Origin of the sequence: Paenibacillus sp. P36, from assembly GCF_045866505.1 — a bacterium.
GTDB lineage: Bacteria > Bacillota > Bacilli > Paenibacillales > NBRC-103111 > Paenibacillus_E > Paenibacillus_E chondroitinus.
The window spans coordinates 1,863,519-1,879,943 of sequence record NZ_AP038372.1 but is presented as its reverse complement, the minus strand read 5'-3'; the positions used below and the strand labels follow the sequence as shown (position 1 = coordinate 1,879,943).

Genomic DNA, 16,425 nt, shown 5'->3' with positions numbered 1-16,425 from the left:
TAGCGTTACCACGAGAGGGGTCATGTCCGTATGAAACAGAAATCATTTTATAATAAAAGCTTATCCTTCCTGACCATTGTTACGTTAGTACTTTTGTCCGCATGCGGCGCCAAAACGGCGGGCGCTCCGACAAACGGCGGAACTGCCGCTCCAAGCGGAACCTCCGCTGCGCAAAGCAGCAGTGCGGCAGCTACTCCCTCGACTGCTTCGAAAGAGAAGGTCGTTGTAAACATTGGCATCCAAGGTAAAACAGGCGTCCTGAACTTCGCTCGTGAGAAGGGATACTTCGAAAAAGCATTCCAGGCTGCCGGCGCTGAAGTCAAATGGAACGAATTCGCCAGCGGTCCTCCGCACTTCGAGGCGATTGCGGCAGGCAGACTCGATTTTGGCGCCACCGGCGGAACTCCCCTCATTTCGGGGCAAGTCGGCGGGGTTGATTTCAAAGGCATCGCGGTGACAAGCGACGGCAAAAAAGGCAACATGATTATCGTGCCGAAAAATAGTCCCATCAAGGAACTAAAAGATTTGAAAGGCAAAAAAGTCGCCGTAGCCAAAGGCAGCAGCGCCTATAACTTCCTGTATATGGCCATCGATAAGGCCGGGTTAAAGGGCGATGACGTCAAAGTTATTCAGCTTCAACCCGATGAAGCGAGACCCGCTCTTGACAGCGGCGCCATCGACGCGTGGTCCATTTGGGAGCCTTATGCGACTACGGCCGTGTACCAAACGGGAGCAACGATTTTGGTCACCGGCGAAAATCTCAATATCAACGCTCCCTCTTTCCTGATTGCCCGCACCAAATTTACACAGGAGCATCCGGATCTGACCGTGCTTTTCCTCAAAACGTATGAAGAAGCACGTAAATATTACGTCGACCATCAGGATGAAATCGCGGATGAACTGTCCAAATCCCAGAAGCTGGACAAAGCCATCATTGTCGATGTTTTGAAAAACACATTCCCGATCCTCTCTTCGATTACACCGGAATTCGCCAAAGCGCATCAGGAGCAGGCTGACTTCCTGCAATCTGTCGGCGCCATTAATAAGAAGCTCGACACGTCACAGGTCCTTGAGAGCAAATTCATAGATCAAGCGTTGAAAAAGTAAGCTTAAGGCTGCCTAAAGTAGATACTCTACTTGCGGGTGGCCTTTTGTTTTGTGTATTAACTGAGGCGCCTTCTTCGGATTGTCCCGTCGGGCATACTACTTATAATTAACGCCACTGCAGGCCGCTATTTCGCCGAAAAGTGGCCATTTCGGAGCTGAAGGGAACTAGCGTCCAGTATTTCTCCGGTTTCGCAAGGAAAACGGAGATTGGCAGGCAAATAAAGCCCTGTAGTTCCGCAAAAACGCGGAAACGGCTGATTTCGCCAAAATAACGGCCGCAGATTCCCTTATTTTCCGCGGACAGCTGCAGCCAAACAAAAGAGGCCATCTGATTCCGTCATTACTTCTGACTAAATCAGATAACCTCCAATCTACTGTGCTATTTCGCAGCCGCCTTAGACGCAGCTTCCAGTGCCATCTTCTCCCTGATCTGCACCTTGCGCTCTTCGCGTTCACTCGGTTTCAGCCGAGGACATGTGTAGCAATAGTAGCCGCCTTCCGTGCAGTAAAACATGCAACAGCCCGACTTCATCCGCACCTGAGTATCCGGTTCACCGGGAGCGCTCGGGTAATCCAGGTAGACGAACTTAACGTTCAGCGGATTTCCCGCACGTCCGAAAACCTGGCCGTTTAGCTCTCGCGAAACAAACGTCCATTCCTCCTCGATGCGCAGCTGCTCCTGCTCCGAACCGGCCTGCTCTTTCAAACGGTCGAACATATAACGCATCCGTGTCGGAAACAACTTCCACAAATGGGTGATATCCATATCGGCAGCCAAGGAAGCCGCTTCAACAATGGGTCGAATGTGAGTACCATACCAGTGGCTTAAGTGCTCTTTGCGCCATGCACTGCGTTCTCCCTCTCGCGGTCCTTCCAGCTGCCGAATATCATCAAGCACATAGCGAAACTCTGCATATCCTTGTTTGTGCATGTAGATTTGCAGCGTCCAAAGCTCCGGAGCCAAATCGATCAACTCATCCTTCAACATCATGCCATGCACAGCCATGTTCAAAATACCTAGCCTGCTCATAAAATACACACAAGCCGCCGCAGGCTCAAGCGCCTTCATTAGCGGTGAGTAAGCGCTAATTAATTCCCGCATACCGTCCACTGTAGAGAGGCGGCTGCCTGCTATCGTAAATAACGGTTGTGGATGCGACTCCGTAGTAACCCCGAACTGCTCCGCGAGAACATGTTGTAAAGATAAATGCATGATCTGGCCTCCTTCAACTTTTTAGCGAGATTCGCCAGCCGCCACCGTGGCTCTAGCTAATTCTGGCTCCGATTTTTCCTTTTTCTCTGTACCCACCAGATCATAAGGAATACAAAGCGGCACACCCGTGCGCGGATCCTTCACGATATCCGCCTCAATGCCGAAAACTTCGCGAAGCACCGGCTGCGTCACTACCTCCTCCGGCGTCCCTTCGCTTACGACCTTGCCCTGCATAATCGCGACCATGTGATGCGCATAATGAGTCGCATGGTTCAGGTCATGAACGACCATGATAATGGTCCTTCCTTCTTCCTTATTCAGCTTTTGAAGCAGCTTCAGTACCTCAAGCTGATGCGCCATATCCAGGAACGTCGTCGGCTCATCCAGGAAAAGAATGTCGGTCTGCTGCGCCAGTGCCATGGCAATCCACGCCCGCTGGCGTTGACCGCCGGACAGTTGATCTACCGGCCGATCGGCAAATGGCATCATACCGGTAACCTCGATTGCCCAGCTAATCGTTTCCTTATCTTCCTTCGTCATAGAGCCGAAGCCTTTCTGATGCGGGAATCTTCCGTAGGAAACCAATTCGCTCACCGTCAAGCCCTCAGGCGCAGTCGGATTCTGCGGCAAAATCGCCAGTTCCCGTGCGACTTCCTTCGTCGTCCGTTGGTGGATCGATTTCCCGTCGAGGTACACCTGGCCGCCTTTTATTTTCATAATACGCGCAAGTGATTTCAAAATCGTGGACTTGCCTGAGCCATTGGCGCCAACAAGTGCTGTGATTTTGGCATCAGGTATGGATAAATTCAAGTTGCTGACAATCAAACGATCGTCGTAAGCAATGTCTACTTGCTGTGTATACAAACGAGTCATGGGGATGTCTCCTCTCAAAATAAGCTTTTTTAAGCTTTGGATTTCGCAAGCAAAAATAAAAAATAAGGAGCGCCGATGACAGCTACGACAATGCCGGTTGGAATTTCACTTGGCTGTAGAATCCAGCGGGCCAGCGTATCTGCCACTATCAGCAGGAGACCTCCCGTTAACATGGAAGCCGGAAGCAAATACTGATGCTTGGGGCCAACCAATTGTTTGGCAAGATGAGGACCAATTAAGCCTACAAAACCAATGCCGCCGCCAACAGCAACGCAAGCTCCTGCAAGAGCAACAGCCGATGCAAGCAGGCCAAGCCGTTCCTTTTCGACAGACGTCCCAAGCCCACTTGCCAACTGATCTCCCAAATGCAGCACGTTCAAGGTCTGCGCTTTATATAGGACATAGGGAATAAAAATAATAAGCCATGGCAGCAAAGCCATCACAAACTTCCAATTCGTTCCCCAGATGCTGCCTGCCAACCAAATGGCAACAAACTGGTAGTTTTGAGGATCCATTTTGATCGTAAGCACAAGCATCGCTGCATTGATTCCAGCTGCGACCGCAATACCTACCAGAACGAGCCTCGTCGGTGAAATGCCGAACCCTTTTTTATAGGCCAAAACATAAATCAATGCTGCTGCAGCTCCGGCCCCAAGCATGGCGAGAAGCGGCATCATGTAGACGGGTGCAGCCTGCTTAACAGGGAAGAAAGAAATGAACAGCACAACCGCAAGCCCCGCGCCGGCGTTAATGCCGAGAATCCCTGGATCTGCGAGCGGATTGCGCGAGAGCCCCTGCAGAATAGCACCTGATAAGGCAAGTCCTGCACCAACCAGCACCGAAATAATAATGCGAGGCAGGCGAAATTCGAAAAGAATCAGTTCCTGTTTATCCGTTCCTTGGCCGAACAACGTGCGAAGCACATCCATCGGAGACAAACGAATGAATCCTGTATTCATACTGATGATAAAAACAAGCACGATCGCCACAAGCAAAATAGTTAACATGGTATAGGCTTTGACTGATCGCTTGCGTGTTGTAATTTCTACCAGAGAGGCCATTACAGTTCTCTCCTTTCCTTACGAGCCAAATAGAGGAAAAACGGCACGCCAATCAGCGCGATCAAAGCACCAATTGGTGTCTCAAATGGCGGGTTAATCATCCTTGCGCCAATATCGGCGATCACCATAAGCAGCGCGCCCAGTATGCCCGAGCAGGGAATAATCCAGCGATAATCGACGCCGACTAATGCCCTTGCCATATGCGGGATAACCAGCCCCACGAAGCCAATAGAACCAACAGCCGATACCGATGTTCCTGCGAGCACAAGAGACAGCAGCATGCCAGCCGCTTTCACCCAGCCCGTGCGCTGCCCTAGTCCTGCAGCAATTTCATCACCCAGACTCAGCACCGTAATCGATCTGGCTATTACAAGCGCACCGATGATGCCGCCGAGAATCCATGGCCAGACGATTTTGATTTGCAGCCATTTCGTTCCAGCTACGCCACCGGCATACCAGAACGCCAAGTCCTGCGAAATGTGAAAATAAATCGCAATTCCCTCGCTGAGCGCTAAAAGCAAGGCGCTCACCGCAGCGCCGGCCAAAGCAAGCCGTACGGGGGATAAACCGCCTTTTGACATGGAGCTTACGCCATAAACAAGCCCAGCACCGATAGCAGCACCTGCGAAGGAGAACAAAATCAAATAATGAAAGGGCAGCCCCGGGAAAAAAGCAAAACAAAGCGCAAGCACAAAGCCTGCTCCAGCATTAATCCCGAGCAAACCCGGATCAGCAAGCGGATTCCGTGTCATTCCTTGCATAATTGCGCCAGAAACAGCAAATCCAATGCCAACCAGCGCTCCGGCCAACGCCCTAGGCAGTCTCAACTCCTTAATGATTTGATGCTGGGTTAAATCCGGGTTGAAACGAAATACGGCTTCCCAAACGGTAGACAGCTTAATATCAGCCGCTCCTACCGATACGGACACAGCAAGACCGAGCAGTAAAGCAGCCAACCCTCCGAAAATAATAAATGAAGCTACAAGCGGTCGGCTTCGCAGCTTAGGACGTGGAGCATCGGTTGATGCTGCAGTTGAACGCATGAACATAATCCCCTTCCGATATGTACCCCAATCAAGATGAAATCAGCTTCATCTTACTCATGAAAAACATTATAGCACAGATGATAATGATTATCATTGTTAAATTGACTTCATTCTTTATTTGGTGTAGATACGTCAGGTTCTATGGGTATTTCGGAAATAACTAAAAAACCTGCTTGATCTCCGACGCGAAGTCGCTGCAGGAGATCAAGCAGGCTTTTTTTATTAATTCAATGGGTCATTTACTTTTCACCAGGAAATAAAACAGCAACAATGGTAAATATGTCATCTAGGAGACAATGATTTCAAAAGCTCAGTAGTGGACATTCCCTTACCTTGTTTATATTCTTCACGACTTTCATCAATCATGCGCTTAAGATCTGAATTAGACTTAACTTCAGAACTAATGGAGAGGTGATCTTCCTCTTGAAGAACAACGGTAAATTTTCCTTTTCCAGGTATATGAAATTGACGAACTGAATGCTCGCTATCCATATTGATAATGGCTTCCATAAGCTCTTCGGAGTTATTTACTTTCTCCATTATTTATCACCACCAATTTATATTAACTCTTAGCTTAATAATAACATAAATCTATAGTAGTACGTAATTTATGAATTCGTGCTCCTGTTAGTACGGCTATTACAAAGCTCACTTTCTTTTTAGATAAATTACAACTACATTCACCACATATCCCCCACGCTCTTGAATATATTTAGTAACAAGCTTTTTTTCACATCTAAATCATTGCTTTGTGCATGCCATACGATAAGGGTAAGCTGCTACTTGCCTAGGAAGATCACCCCCAAGGAGGTGTCAACATGACAGAACCCCTATTTACCGTTTCCCGTGAGGATTGGTCATTGCACCGTAAAGGGTACCAAGATCAAACCCGACACCAAGAGAAGGTCAAAGATGCCATTAAACAGAACCTCCCTGATTTGGTTACAGATGAAAGCATTGTAATGTCCAACGGGAAGCAGGTTGTGAAGGTACCTATTAAGAGTCTGGATGAGTACCGTTTTCGGTATAACTTTAACAAAGGGAAACATGTCGGACAGGGCGACGGCGACTCGCAAGTGGGTGATGTGCTTGGAACCGACCCTCAGCCAGCTCAAGGACCTGGGAAAGGCGAAGGCGCGGGCGATCAGGCCGGTGAAGATTATTATGAGGCCGAAGTCAGCATGGAGGAGCTGCAAGCGATGCTGTTCTCTGAGCTGGAGCTGCCGAATCTGCAGAAAAAAGAGAAGCGCAACATGACGACCACAGAAGTGATTTTCAATGATATCCGCAAAAAAGGCATCATGTCCAACATCGATAAAAAGCGCACCATCATTGAGAATTTACGCCGGAATTCACGCTCGAATTCGCCGGGTATTCACCATATAAGCCCCGATGACCTTCGTTTCAAAACGTGGGATGAGGTCGAGAAGCCGCACTCGAATGCCCTCATCATCGCCATGATGGATACGTCAGGCTCCATGGGGTCCTTTGAGAAATATATTGCACGCAGTTTCTTCTTCTGGATGACGCGGTTTCTGCGTACCAAATACGAAAACGTGGAAATTGTGTTCATTGCTCACCATACGGAAGCCAAAGAGGTTACGGAAGAAGAATTTTTCACAAAAGGCGAAAGTGGCGGTACGATCTGCTCCTCCGCGTACCAAACCGCCATCGATATTATTGATAAAAGGTACCCGCCTTCTCAGTTTAATATTTATCCGTTCCATTTCTCCGATGGAGACAACTTAACGTCGGATAACGAACGCTGTGTGAAGCTCATCTCCCAATTAATGGAGCGCTGCAACATGTTTGGTTACGGAGAGGTCAACCAATATAACCGCAGCTCCACGCTGATGTCCGCTTTTCGCCATATTCACGATCCTAAATTTCTGCATTATGTCATTCGCGAAAAAGGCGAAGTTTACAAAGCGTTGAAAACCTTTTTTACCAAGCAGGAGGGAGTGGCTGTTCCGTGAGTAAATCCGAAATTCAGCAGCTTGAATACGCCATTGATGAGATAACGGAGATTGCCAAAGGGTTTGGGCTCGACTTCTATCCCATGAGGTACGAAATATGTCCCGCCGAAATTATCTATACGTTTGGGGCTTATGGAATGCCAACCCGTTATAGCCATTGGAGCTTCGGGAAAAATTTTCACCGCATGAAGACGCAATACGACCTGGGGTTAAGTAAAATTTACGAGCTGGTCATCAACTCCGACCCTTGCTATGCTTTTCTACTGGATGGCAACTCGCTCATTCAAAACAAACTCATCGTCGCTCACGTGCTGGCGCACTGTGATTTTTTCAAAAATAACGTCCGCTTCTCCAAAACGAACCGCAACATGGTCGAAAGCATGTCCGCCACCGCCGAACGTATCCGACAATATGAAATCGAGTACGGTATTGACGAAGTCGAGCAATTCATTGACGCGGTACTCGCCATTCAGGAACATATTGATCCTGTGCTCACCCTTTCTTACAGGCAGACGCGCGATCGCCAAGAAACCAACAAAGCCTCAACCCCCGCTGCGAAGTCGGAAGCGACTTACGGTTATGAGGATTTATGGAGTTTGGATGCTAAAAGTAAACCCGCTCCTTCAACGGATAAAGAGGAAGTCAAGCGCTTCCCGCCAAAGCCCGAGAAGGATATCCTGCTCTTTATTGAAGAGAATGCGCCCTATATGGAGAATTGGCAGCGGGATATTTTGACTATGCTGCGCGATGAAATGCTGTACTTCTGGCCGCAGTTGGAGACCAAAATCATGAACGAAGGCTGGGCTTCTTACTGGCATCAACGCATTTTGCGCGAGCTTGATTTGACCGAAGAAGAGACGATTGAATACTCCAAACTCAATTCGTCTGTCGTTGTGCCCTCCCGTCATACGCTGAACCCGTATTATTTGGGCGTGAAAATTTTCGAAGACATCGAAAAGCACTGGGATAATCCGACCGAAGAGGAAATACGGACGCAAGGCCGTAAAAAAGGCGAAGGCCGGAGCAAAATGTTCGAGGTGCGCGAGTACGAATCCGATACCTCCTTCATCCGGAACTATTTGAACAAACCGTTAGTGGAGGAACTGGATTTATACGTTTTTGAGAAGAAAGGTCCTGAGTGGAAAATCACGGATAAAACATGGGAGAATACGCGGGATCAGCTATTCGCATCGCGTGTCAACGGAGGGTTCCCGTATATTGTCGTGGAAGATGGCGACTATCAGCGCAATGGCGAACTGTATTTGAAGCATTGTTACGAAGGCGTCGAGCTGGATCTCAAATACGTCGAACGGACCCTTCCCTATATTTACAAGCTCTGGGGTAAGTCCATCCATATGCATACGGTCGTGGAAGAGAAGCCAGTTTTGTTCTCTTTTGACGGTAAGAAGCATCATCGCAGATTTCTGTAGTGTAGAGCGGAAAGATAAAAACCTCCAAGCCTTGTGGCTTTGGAGGTTTTTGAATTTGAACAGCGCAAATAAGCTCTCAAAGAACGATCACGGATTTTTGTGAGAGCTTGGTTGTTACCTGTTTTGTGATAAAATGGAGTTATAAGAACCTAGTGGAGGTGTGCCAGCTATGCAATGGGAAGAAGTTCGTAAGATTTATCCTGACCAATACGTTAAGCTGCAAATCCTTGCATCCCATATCGAAGGCAATACCAAATATGTAGACGAAGTTGCTTTGATTACTGCTATTCAGGATCCCAAGGTTGCAACTTTGGAACTGCTCCGTTCAAAGGACGGTATCGTTGTGTCTCACACTTCGAATGAAGAGCTGAAGATTGAGCTCCGCGCACTTAGAGGCTTACGAGGAGTTGTACAGCATGAAAGTTAATCTTGTGGATGGATTGCTGCAGACCTCGATTACGATAAATTACAAGGGACAAGCACTCACGATAGACAAGATGGTCATTGATGCCGGTGCTTCCCACACACTCCTTTCCGCCGATGCTGTGGCTGATATCGGCGTTTATTTTGAGACTGGAGACGAAATTATCAGTGCTTTCGGCATCGGCGATGAAGAGAACTGTTTTAGAAAAGCGTTTGATTTTGTCACGCTGGGTGACTTCAAGATTGATAGTTTCAAGCTCGATGTTGGTGCTATGCATGAAAAACTTGAGATTAATGGGCTATTAGGATTGGATCTACTTATGGCGGCGAATATCGTACTGGACTTATCTAATTTTAGTATGTACACAAAATTAAGAGAACACAATGACCACAGTTGGAATTGATCTGTCACGATTAGCTAAGCCAACTTCCCCATCTATATCAATGAAACTTTGATTCGTGAATAGCAACCTCTAATAACTATAGTTCACCACGCTTTATAGCTTCAACCATCTCCTCTGTAGAATAAACTTTCCCTTGCTTTAAGTCTTTCTCGGAAGCCTCAATCATTTGTCTAACTTCCGGATCGGAATCAAACTCGTCCACAAGACAGTAGACCTCATATTCCATGCCTGCAATTCGGATGAACACTTTGTGATCTTTCAAATACGAATTAATAACTGTGCCGTCTGGAGCTTTGAGACTAAAATTCAAGAGCTTCGCCTCCTTTTTGTTTGAATTATACCAATATTGAACCGTATTTCTGTAGTGTAGAGCAAAAAACCTCCGAACCTTGTGGCTTTGGAGGTTTTTGAATTTAAGTTCTATTCTACCAATACTCCTGTACCGGTGACATTATTAAGTGTATCATGTTCAAACGAACCATTGTTAATAAGCAAAAACAAACGATCAAGAGCTATTTTCCAACCGACAAAAGTAGTGCTATTCCGACAACGGTAATCGACGGACATCCTATTCAAGGGATGTTACGCTTAAAACTCAGTTAATTGATAATAATTTTCATGTCAGGAGATGAGTTGAAAGTGAGAATGAATATTTTATTTAACAAGAGACCAATTTCTGTGAACTTTATCGGCACGGACCACAAACTAATTCCCTCTCTGATCAACGCTCTTCGTTATAACAAATTTACAACGACGAATCTTGGTCATACTTTAGAGCATGTAGACTTATTCAGCTCCGAAGCCATTTTATACGCAAAGGATGGAAATAAAGCGAGAATTCCAATTTTTTAATCAGGATTGGTACATACAAGAAAAGCCTATTCGCTAGAGTGACTCCTTCACTTTACGGATGGGCTTTTTTCGTGCGACTTAGCATAATTTAGTTCTGAGTTTCATAGACTGATAGAAATGAAATGATTGAAATGATAGGAGTTGCCTTATGTATACGATCCGTCTAGCCAAAAATAAAGCAGCCTCCCTACTTATCTATCTCCTGATTATGATAACTAGTTTCATATGGACCATCGTCTGGGGGACTCATGGACATGTCCGACCGCCGAACCTCCCCATTTCCGAGTATCGCGTCGATCAGGCAAGCAATGGCGTTACCCTCCACACGATTCGAACTCCGCCGCAAAATATAGGACTCAAGGCTATCACCGCGAATATCACGGACCTGAGCGACAATGGGATCAACGGCGGGTTCTTTTGGCAGGGTTATCTGCTAAGCATTGCCGTCATTAACGACCTCCCGGTCAAAGGACAGCCCGGCGATTACGGCTCCGGCTGGTTTAATATCGACCGCAAACGAGGGACGTTGGTCTGGGATGAAAAGGCGCAAACTTTCACGATTCAAGTGGTCGAAAACGCCAATGAACTGAAAGTCATGGATCGCAACCAGTACTGGGCGCAGGGCGGTGTGAGCATGGGACTGACGAACCCAGACGGTTGGGCGGCCCAAGCGGTTTCGGAAGAGATGCCGGTCATTGACGAGAAGCGCATGCGCTCAGGTATCGTGTATGACCGGAACAATAACGTATACCTGGTCGTAGCTCCTACACCATGCACGGGTGAACAATTCCGCACAGCCATATTGGAGCAAGTGGGGAGCGGTCAGCTCGTAGACGGGCTTTTTCTGGACGGCGACGGTTCCTCGCAGCTCAAGGTTGCGGACTACGTGCTGCCCGGCGATCATCGCGAGGTGTATCAGATGATTACGCTGCGGAAGTAAGTAGAGTCGGAGGGAGTGGTTGCTATCAGCTAACGGACTGAGATGACTCTATTTGCCGCTTTTGGGATAGAAAATGCATCTAACGGACTCAGGAGCTGTTATAGGTCCTAAAAACACCTAAAACAGCGTCAAAATCCATAAATAACGTCACCTCAGTCCGATAGCAACCTCAAATCTAGCCGAAATTGGTAAAATAACGGCTTCTGAGTCCGTAACAGAGCAGTGGCTACTTAAGTGGAACTAAGAAGGATTCAGTTACTCTTGGCGGTATTAGTGGCTAGAGGGAGACAAAAAAAAGAACTCCCGCCAACAAACCGCGGGAATTCCACATTTTTAGAACGGCACGTTGTCCGGATCCGCCCCAATTCGTTTGTTCTGGTTCAACGAATCCACGAGAGCCATATCCTCAGCGCTCAGCTCAAAATCAAAAATATTCGCATTCTCGCGAATCCGATGCGCTGTCACCGATTTCGGAATCGTGACGACACCGTTCTGTATGTCCCAACGCAGCACAATTTGTGCCGCTGATTTCCCATGCTTGGCCGCGAGCTGCGACAGCACCGGATGATCGAGATTCCCCTGCATCAGCGGACTCCAAGCTTCCAGCTGAATGTTATTCTCGCGAGTGAAGGCGAGCAGTTCTTTTTGCGCCAGCTGCGGGTGGTATTCGACTTGGTTCACCGCAGGCACGACACCTGTATCTTCAATCACATGCTGCAAATGATGAATTTGAAAATTGCTAACGCCAATCGCGCGCACATGGCCTTCTTTGTACAAATGAACAAGGGCTTTCCAAGTTTCCCGATACGTCGCCGGTTTAGCCCAGTGAACTAAATACAGATCAATCGTCTCGAGGCCGAGCCGTTTGCGGCTTGCTTCAAAGGCCCGCAGGGTGGACTCATAGCCCTGATCCGAGTTCCACACTTTGGTGGTGACGAAAATCTCGTCGCGCGGCACACCGCTTTCACGCAGCCCCTGACCAACACCTTCTTCATTCTGATAGATTGCGGCCGTATCAATACTTCGGTAGCCCAGTTGAAGGGCCGTTTTTACAGCGCTAATGACTTCCTGGCCTTCTTTGCTTTTCCAAACACCTAGTCCCAACCATGGCATATGCACGCCTTTATTGAGTTGAACTCCTTGAGTAAATGCTTGCGTCGACATTGGATAATCCCTCCATCAGTTCATAGGATATGACGGCTCTTGAAAGAGTACGCACAATCCCTATCATATCACTCGGAGTATCCAATCACATAATGGTATGCGCATGGATCAAATTCATTTTCAGCTCCCATAGCTCTGTGCTTAAGTTAACACGATAGCCTTCCGGGTTGAGTTTGCGTAAATATTGCGGCCAAAACGTGCGGATTTGCTCCTTATGATACGCCCGAATCTCATCCAACGTAGGCAGCTCATAGACAAGCTCGCCTCCCGTAAAAATCGGTTTAAGCAGCGGAACCGCTTCGTAGTCCTCGATATACTTGTAGATATACGTATGCGTGGGATCGAACAACTTCACTCGTTCGCCGCGCTGAATATCGACCTCGTGCTCCATAGCCAGGTAATCGGCTTCCGCTTTACCGGTTTTTTTGTTGATAATCCGGTAGGCTTCCTTGAAGCCGGGATTGGACACTTTCTCGGGGTTGCCCGAGATTTTGATAACCGGCTCGAACGAGCCGTTTTTCTCCAGGGCAACAAGCTTGTAAACCCCGCCGAGCGCAGGCTGATCGGCAGCAGTAATGAGCTGGGTGCCAACGCCCCAGACATCGATTTTGGCCCCTTGGGCTTTCAGCCCCTCGATGATATTCTCATCGAGATCATTCGAGGCGACGATCGCCACCTCGGGAAAGCCCGCCTCATCCAGCATAAGCCTCGCTTGCTGGGATAAATACGCCAAATCGCCGCTGTCGAGGCGAATGGCGTTCATGCGCTTGCCTTGCTGCTGCAGCATGCGCGCGATCTTAATGGCGTTCGGCACGCCGCTGCGCAGCGTGTCGTACGTGTCCACGAGCAGCGTCACTTGCTCCGGCAGCGCTTCAGCATACACACGGAAAGCTTCCTCTTCCGTGTCGAAGGCCTGCACCCATGCGTGCGCGTGGGTGCCCTTGGTCGGGATGCCGAACAGCATCCCGGCCCGCAAGTTCGACGTCGCGTGGAAGCCCGCGATGTAAGCGGCTCTTGCGCCCCAGATCGCTGCGTCAGCCTCTTGGGCGCGCCTCGTCCCGAACTCGAGCAGCACCTCGTTCGGGACGACCTGTTTGATCCGCGAAGCTTTCGTCGCGATAAGCGTCTGGTAGTTCACGAAGTTGAGAATCGCCGTCTCGACAAACTGCGCCTCAAAGATGCTGGCGACTACGCGCACAAGCGGCACGTTCGGGAAAACGAGCGTACCTTCCGGTACGCATTGCAGATCGCCGCTGAACTTGAACGCGCGCAGCGCTTCAAGAAAGTCTTCGCGGTAATTTTCTTCCTGTTCGCGCAGATAAGCAATTTCGTCATCCCCGAAACGCAGGTGCTTGATATAATGAACGAGCCGCTCCAAGCCGGCAAAAACAGCGTATCCGCCGTCAAACGGCAGCTTGCGGAAATACACTTCGAAAACGGCTTTCTCTTGATATGTGCCTTTTAACCAATGCGCGTACATCATATTGATTTGATATTTATCTGTGTGAAGCGTCAAATTTTCATAATTCATTTCGTAGTTCATATAAAATCATCCTTTCCACCAAGTGTCGTAGCAAGTCACCGGTCCTCTGCGTTTATGTTCCGTAATCGTATATCGTTCCTCAATTTTCTGAGCGATATCAGCAGGAACGGGGCGGCCCTCCAAATAGGTATCCAATTGCACGTAGCTAACACCAAGGGCTTCTTCATCCGGAAGACCCGGCTTCAAATCCTCCAAGTCAGCCGTAGGCTTTTTCAAATACAAATGCTCCGGACATCCAAGCCGCTTGAGTAGTTCCTTGCCTTGCCCCTTATCGAGCCCATAGAGGGGAGCCACATCGCAGGCGCCATCCCCATGTTTCGTATAAAAGCCCGTAATAGCCTCAGCGGCGTGATCCGTCCCTAGCACCAAAAGCCCATAATGCGCAGCTAAATCATACTGCACCTTCATACGCTCGCGAGCTTTAACGTTCCCTTTATGAAAATCACCCAGCGTTTCGCCTGTCGCTTCCGCAAATTGCTTCACCGATGCATCAACCGCCGGTTGAATATTGACCGTGATAACTCGGCTTGCCGCAATGAACTGAATGGCTGCTTGCGCGTCTTCTTCATCTTTTTGGATGCCATAGGGCAATCTAACCGCCATAAACTGATAAGCATCCTTGCCGCTTTCCGCATTCATTTCATCGATCGCCATTTGAGCCAGCTTGCCTGCTAATGTGGAGTCTTGGCCTCCGGACATACCCAATACGTAACCTTTGGCTCCTGTATAGCGAAGATATTCTTTAAGGAACTGGATGCGGCGTTGAATTTCGTTCTCCGGGTTAATTTCGCTTTCTACATGCAATATAGTTTGAATTTCCGCTTGTGTCGTATGTGGCATTGGGAACATCTCCTTCATTATATTGGATGATCCTAGCATTCCTGTTAATGCTGCTGTTTCATACTACCAACCGCGAACAACTTTAGCCCCAAGTGTGCTTTCAAAATGCTGCAATGCCCACGCATGGCCTTGGCTGTTAAAGCTGGCAACCGCGTCCTCATGCACCACGATGTCAAAGCCTTTATTGTAAGCATCCACCGCTGTGTGCAACACGCAAATATCTGTGCAAACGCCAATCAGATGAAGTTCCTGAATGCCTCTGGCTCTGAGCTTCAGCTCCAAATCCGTACCGCAGAAGGCGCTGTATCTCGTTTTATCCATCCAATACATATCGTTTTTATGCTGTTCATACACGGTTTTCAACCGGCCATATAAATCGCGGCCCGCTGTGCCTCGGATATTGTGCGGAGGGAACAGCTTCGTCTCTGGATGATACGGATCTTGTTCATCATGCAGATCCACCGCCATAACGACGAAATCCTGCTGCTCTACGAATGCCTCCGTGATCTCGGAAATTCGAGTTTCTATGGCAATACCAGGTTCCCCGCAAGGAAGCTTCCCGTCAACAAAATCGACCGTATAATCAATAATAATCAATGCTTTCATCTTAACCAACTCCTTGATTCAGTATATTTGATAGTATTAATAAGACAATATCAAAGGGTAAAAGAGAGGCCTAGCTGTAAATGGACAGCTGAGGCACATAATCAGTGAAACGGTAGAGCTGAGCCGCACGTTGGGAATACCGATTTGACATTTTCCCTTGTCCGTTGTGGTCCAGAACCTCTTCAATAATCCCTTTGCGGCTCTGTGTAGATGTAATTTTACGGATAAAATTCCGCTCGTTGAAGGTCGGGACGACCGTCTGAATCACTTGATACAATTCACTGATTGTGAATTCCTCGGACAAAAACTCTTTGGCGATCGTTGTCGTGAGCATCTTTGTCTGAATTTGGGCAAGCGCATCACGAACGATGATTTCGTGGTCAAACGCAAGATCCATCGCGAGCGCTTCCTCCACAGGAAACAACCGGACATCTGCGGCATCATCTGCGGCTTGGCGCTTTTCCAGAAAGCGCTCATGCACTAACGCGAAGAATGCGTGAGAGATGATCCACCCCCGAGGATCGCGTTTCGGCGTGCTGTACACGTTGAAGTAGGCAAGGTGGACATCGGAAACTCCCGTTTCCTCCGTCAGCTCGCGCCGCGCGCTCTCCTGAATCGTTTCGTTTTCGGACGAGAATCCGCCTGGCAGCGCCCATTGTCCTTCGAAAGGCCACTGCTTTCTTTGAATGAGCAGCACTTGCAGCTCTCTATGCGGGAGCGACTTCTTCGTAGAATCCTTGCCTTCGGAAGTGATGGTGAAGATCACGATGTCGGCAGGCGCACCATCTGGCGTGCGATATTTGCTGGCTTGATAATTGCTTTCATTTTCTGCGTTCAAGGCGATCACCTGCTTGGATGCGATTAATCATATTGTCGTTTTGATATTTTCATTATGACATATTAAAATGACGCGCGCAACAGTTTTTTTCCAGAATGACAAATCGTAA

19 protein-coding genes are annotated in these 16,425 nt (G+C 48.3%); 7 read left to right on the top strand and 12 right to left on the bottom strand.

The window, feature by feature from the left end; genetic code table 11:
• Positions 1–30: 30 nt before the first annotated feature.
• The gene (locus ACKTT9_RS08620) at positions 31–1,107 is read left to right on the top strand and encodes an aliphatic sulfonate ABC transporter substrate-binding protein (protein WP_407871229.1); all 1,077 of its coding nucleotides are present in this window, start codon (positions 31–33) and stop codon (positions 1,105–1,107) included.
• Positions 1,108–1,213: 106 nt separating this feature from the next.
• Here ACKTT9_RS08620 and ACKTT9_RS08615 read toward each other — a convergent pair whose 3' ends face one another.
• The 6 genes from ACKTT9_RS08615 to ACKTT9_RS08590 all read right to left on the bottom strand — a co-directional run bounded on the left by ACKTT9_RS08615 (position 1,214) and on the right by ACKTT9_RS08590 (position 5,840).
• Entirely contained in the window at positions 1,214–1,435 is a 222-nt protein-coding gene (locus ACKTT9_RS08615; RefSeq protein ID WP_407871228.1) for a hypothetical protein, read from the bottom strand.
• A gap of 51 nt (positions 1,436–1,486) precedes the next feature.
• Positions 1,487–2,320, bottom strand: a complete 834-nt coding sequence (locus ACKTT9_RS08610; RefSeq protein WP_407871227.1) for a hypothetical protein — start codon at positions 2,318–2,320, stop codon at positions 1,487–1,489.
• A 21-nt stretch (positions 2,321–2,341) separates the two neighbouring features.
• Positions 2,342–3,193 (bottom strand): ABC transporter ATP-binding protein, encoded by an 852-nt coding sequence (locus tag ACKTT9_RS08605; protein WP_407871226.1) that lies wholly within the window; start codon positions 3,191–3,193, stop codon positions 2,342–2,344.
• Between the two features lie 29 nt (positions 3,194–3,222).
• Positions 3,223–4,254 (bottom strand): FecCD family ABC transporter permease, encoded by a 1,032-nt coding sequence (locus ACKTT9_RS08600; RefSeq protein ID WP_407871225.1) that lies wholly within the window; start codon positions 4,252–4,254, stop codon positions 3,223–3,225.
• Positions 4,254–5,297 (bottom strand): FecCD family ABC transporter permease, encoded by a 1,044-nt coding sequence (locus ACKTT9_RS08595; RefSeq protein ID WP_407871224.1) that lies wholly within the window; start codon positions 5,295–5,297, stop codon positions 4,254–4,256. The genes ACKTT9_RS08600 and ACKTT9_RS08595 overlap by 1 nt, the downstream gene beginning before the upstream one ends.
• Before the next feature lie 285 nt (positions 5,298–5,582).
• A complete protein-coding gene (locus ACKTT9_RS08590) occupies positions 5,583–5,840 on the bottom strand; it encodes a hypothetical protein (protein ID WP_407871223.1) in 258 nt (85 codons plus the stop codon).
• Positions 5,841–6,118: 278 nt separating this feature from the next.
• On the opposite strand from ACKTT9_RS08590, the gene yhbH reads away from it, so the two are divergent.
• From yhbH to ACKTT9_RS08570, 4 genes are all read left to right on the top strand, one after another.
• A complete protein-coding gene (gene yhbH, locus ACKTT9_RS08585) occupies positions 6,119–7,276 on the top strand; it encodes a sporulation protein YhbH (RefSeq protein ID WP_127456711.1) in 1,158 nt (385 codons plus the stop codon).
• Positions 7,273–8,706: a SpoVR family protein gene (locus tag ACKTT9_RS08580; RefSeq protein ID WP_407871222.1), complete on the top strand. Its 1,434-nt coding sequence runs from the start codon at positions 7,273–7,275 to the stop codon at positions 8,704–8,706. The genes yhbH and ACKTT9_RS08580 overlap by 4 nt, the downstream gene beginning before the upstream one ends.
• Positions 8,707–8,875: 169 nt before the next feature.
• Entirely contained in the window at positions 8,876–9,133 is a 258-nt protein-coding gene (locus ACKTT9_RS08575; protein WP_407871221.1) for a hypothetical protein, read from the top strand.
• Entirely contained in the window at positions 9,123–9,533 is a 411-nt protein-coding gene (locus tag ACKTT9_RS08570; protein WP_407871220.1) for an aspartyl protease family protein, read from the top strand. Before ACKTT9_RS08575 ends, ACKTT9_RS08570 begins: the two co-directional genes overlap by 11 nt.
• 76 nt (positions 9,534–9,609) lie before the next feature.
• Here the strand turns inward: ACKTT9_RS08570 and ACKTT9_RS08565 are convergent, their stop codons facing one another.
• Entirely contained in the window at positions 9,610–9,843 is a 234-nt protein-coding gene (locus tag ACKTT9_RS08565) for a hypothetical protein (RefSeq protein WP_407871219.1), read from the bottom strand.
• A 329-nt stretch (positions 9,844–10,172) separates the two neighbouring features.
• On the opposite strand from ACKTT9_RS08565, the gene ACKTT9_RS08560 reads away from it, so the two are divergent.
• Positions 10,173–10,385: a hypothetical protein gene (locus ACKTT9_RS08560; protein ID WP_157323138.1), complete on the top strand. Its 213-nt coding sequence runs from the start codon at positions 10,173–10,175 to the stop codon at positions 10,383–10,385.
• Positions 10,386–10,533: 148 nt separating this feature from the next.
• The gene (locus ACKTT9_RS08555) at positions 10,534–11,325 is read left to right on the top strand and encodes a hypothetical protein (RefSeq protein WP_407871218.1); all 792 of its coding nucleotides are present in this window, start codon (positions 10,534–10,536) and stop codon (positions 11,323–11,325) included.
• 333 nt (positions 11,326–11,658) lie between these two features.
• Here the strand turns inward: ACKTT9_RS08555 and ACKTT9_RS08550 are convergent, their stop codons facing one another.
• The 5 genes from ACKTT9_RS08550 to ACKTT9_RS08530 form a co-directional block, all read right to left on the bottom strand.
• The gene (locus ACKTT9_RS08550) at positions 11,659–12,489 is read right to left on the bottom strand and encodes an aldo/keto reductase (RefSeq protein ID WP_407871217.1); all 831 of its coding nucleotides are present in this window, start codon (positions 12,487–12,489) and stop codon (positions 11,659–11,661) included.
• An 85-nt stretch (positions 12,490–12,574) separates the two neighbouring features.
• Positions 12,575–14,020, bottom strand: a complete 1,446-nt coding sequence (locus ACKTT9_RS08545; RefSeq protein WP_407872990.1) for a nicotinate phosphoribosyltransferase — start codon at positions 14,018–14,020, stop codon at positions 12,575–12,577.
• An 18-nt stretch (positions 14,021–14,038) separates the two neighbouring features.
• Entirely contained in the window at positions 14,039–14,872 is an 834-nt protein-coding gene (nadE, locus tag ACKTT9_RS08540; RefSeq protein WP_407871216.1) for an ammonia-dependent NAD(+) synthetase, read from the bottom strand.
• A 63-nt stretch (positions 14,873–14,935) separates the two neighbouring features.
• Complete coding sequence (locus ACKTT9_RS08535; protein ID WP_407871215.1) at positions 14,936–15,478, bottom strand: cysteine hydrolase family protein; 543 nt, start codon at positions 15,476–15,478, stop codon at positions 14,936–14,938.
• Positions 15,479–15,548: 70 nt separating this feature from the next.
• Positions 15,549–16,316, bottom strand: a complete 768-nt coding sequence (locus ACKTT9_RS08530) for an NUDIX domain-containing protein (RefSeq protein WP_157323147.1) — start codon at positions 16,314–16,316, stop codon at positions 15,549–15,551.
• Between the last annotated feature and the right edge of the window lie 109 nt (positions 16,317–16,425).

What these genes read in the sequence shown, in the direction of transcription:
- ACKTT9_RS08620 (WP_407871229.1), top strand. Translation starts at nt 31, where the DNA reads ATGAAACAGAAATCATTTTATAATAAAAGCTTATCCTTCCTGACCATT.
- ACKTT9_RS08615 (WP_407871228.1), bottom strand. Translation starts at nt 1,435, where the DNA reads ATGGCCTCTTTTGTTTGGCTGCAGCTGTCCGCGGAAAATAAGGGAATC.
- ACKTT9_RS08610 (WP_407871227.1), bottom strand. Translation starts at nt 2,320, where the DNA reads ATGCATTTATCTTTACAACATGTTCTCGCGGAGCAGTTCGGGGTTACT.
- ACKTT9_RS08605 (WP_407871226.1), bottom strand. Translation starts at nt 3,193, where the DNA reads ATGACTCGTTTGTATACACAGCAAGTAGACATTGCTTACGACGATCGT.
- ACKTT9_RS08600 (WP_407871225.1), bottom strand. Translation starts at nt 4,254, where the DNA reads ATGGCCTCTCTGGTAGAAATTACAACACGCAAGCGATCAGTCAAAGCC.
- ACKTT9_RS08595 (WP_407871224.1), bottom strand. Translation starts at nt 5,297, where the DNA reads ATGCGTTCAACTGCAGCATCAACCGATGCTCCACGTCCTAAGCTGCGA.
- ACKTT9_RS08590 (WP_407871223.1), bottom strand. Translation starts at nt 5,840, where the DNA reads ATGGAGAAAGTAAATAACTCCGAAGAGCTTATGGAAGCCATTATCAAT.
- yhbH (WP_127456711.1), top strand. Translation starts at nt 6,119, where the DNA reads ATGACAGAACCCCTATTTACCGTTTCCCGTGAGGATTGGTCATTGCAC.
- ACKTT9_RS08575 (WP_407871221.1), top strand. Translation starts at nt 8,876, where the DNA reads ATGCAATGGGAAGAAGTTCGTAAGATTTATCCTGACCAATACGTTAAG.
- ACKTT9_RS08570 (WP_407871220.1), top strand. Translation starts at nt 9,123, where the DNA reads ATGAAAGTTAATCTTGTGGATGGATTGCTGCAGACCTCGATTACGATA.
- ACKTT9_RS08555 (WP_407871218.1), top strand. Translation starts at nt 10,534, where the DNA reads ATGTATACGATCCGTCTAGCCAAAAATAAAGCAGCCTCCCTACTTATC.
- ACKTT9_RS08550 (WP_407871217.1), bottom strand. Translation starts at nt 12,489, where the DNA reads ATGTCGACGCAAGCATTTACTCAAGGAGTTCAACTCAATAAAGGCGTG.
- ACKTT9_RS08545 (WP_407872990.1), bottom strand. Translation starts at nt 14,020, where the DNA reads ATGAATTATGAAAATTTGACGCTTCACACAGATAAATATCAAATCAAT.
- nadE (WP_407871216.1), bottom strand. Translation starts at nt 14,872, where the DNA reads ATGCCACATACGACACAAGCGGAAATTCAAACTATATTGCATGTAGAA.
- ACKTT9_RS08535 (WP_407871215.1), bottom strand. Translation starts at nt 15,478, where the DNA reads ATGAAAGCATTGATTATTATTGATTATACGGTCGATTTTGTTGACGGG.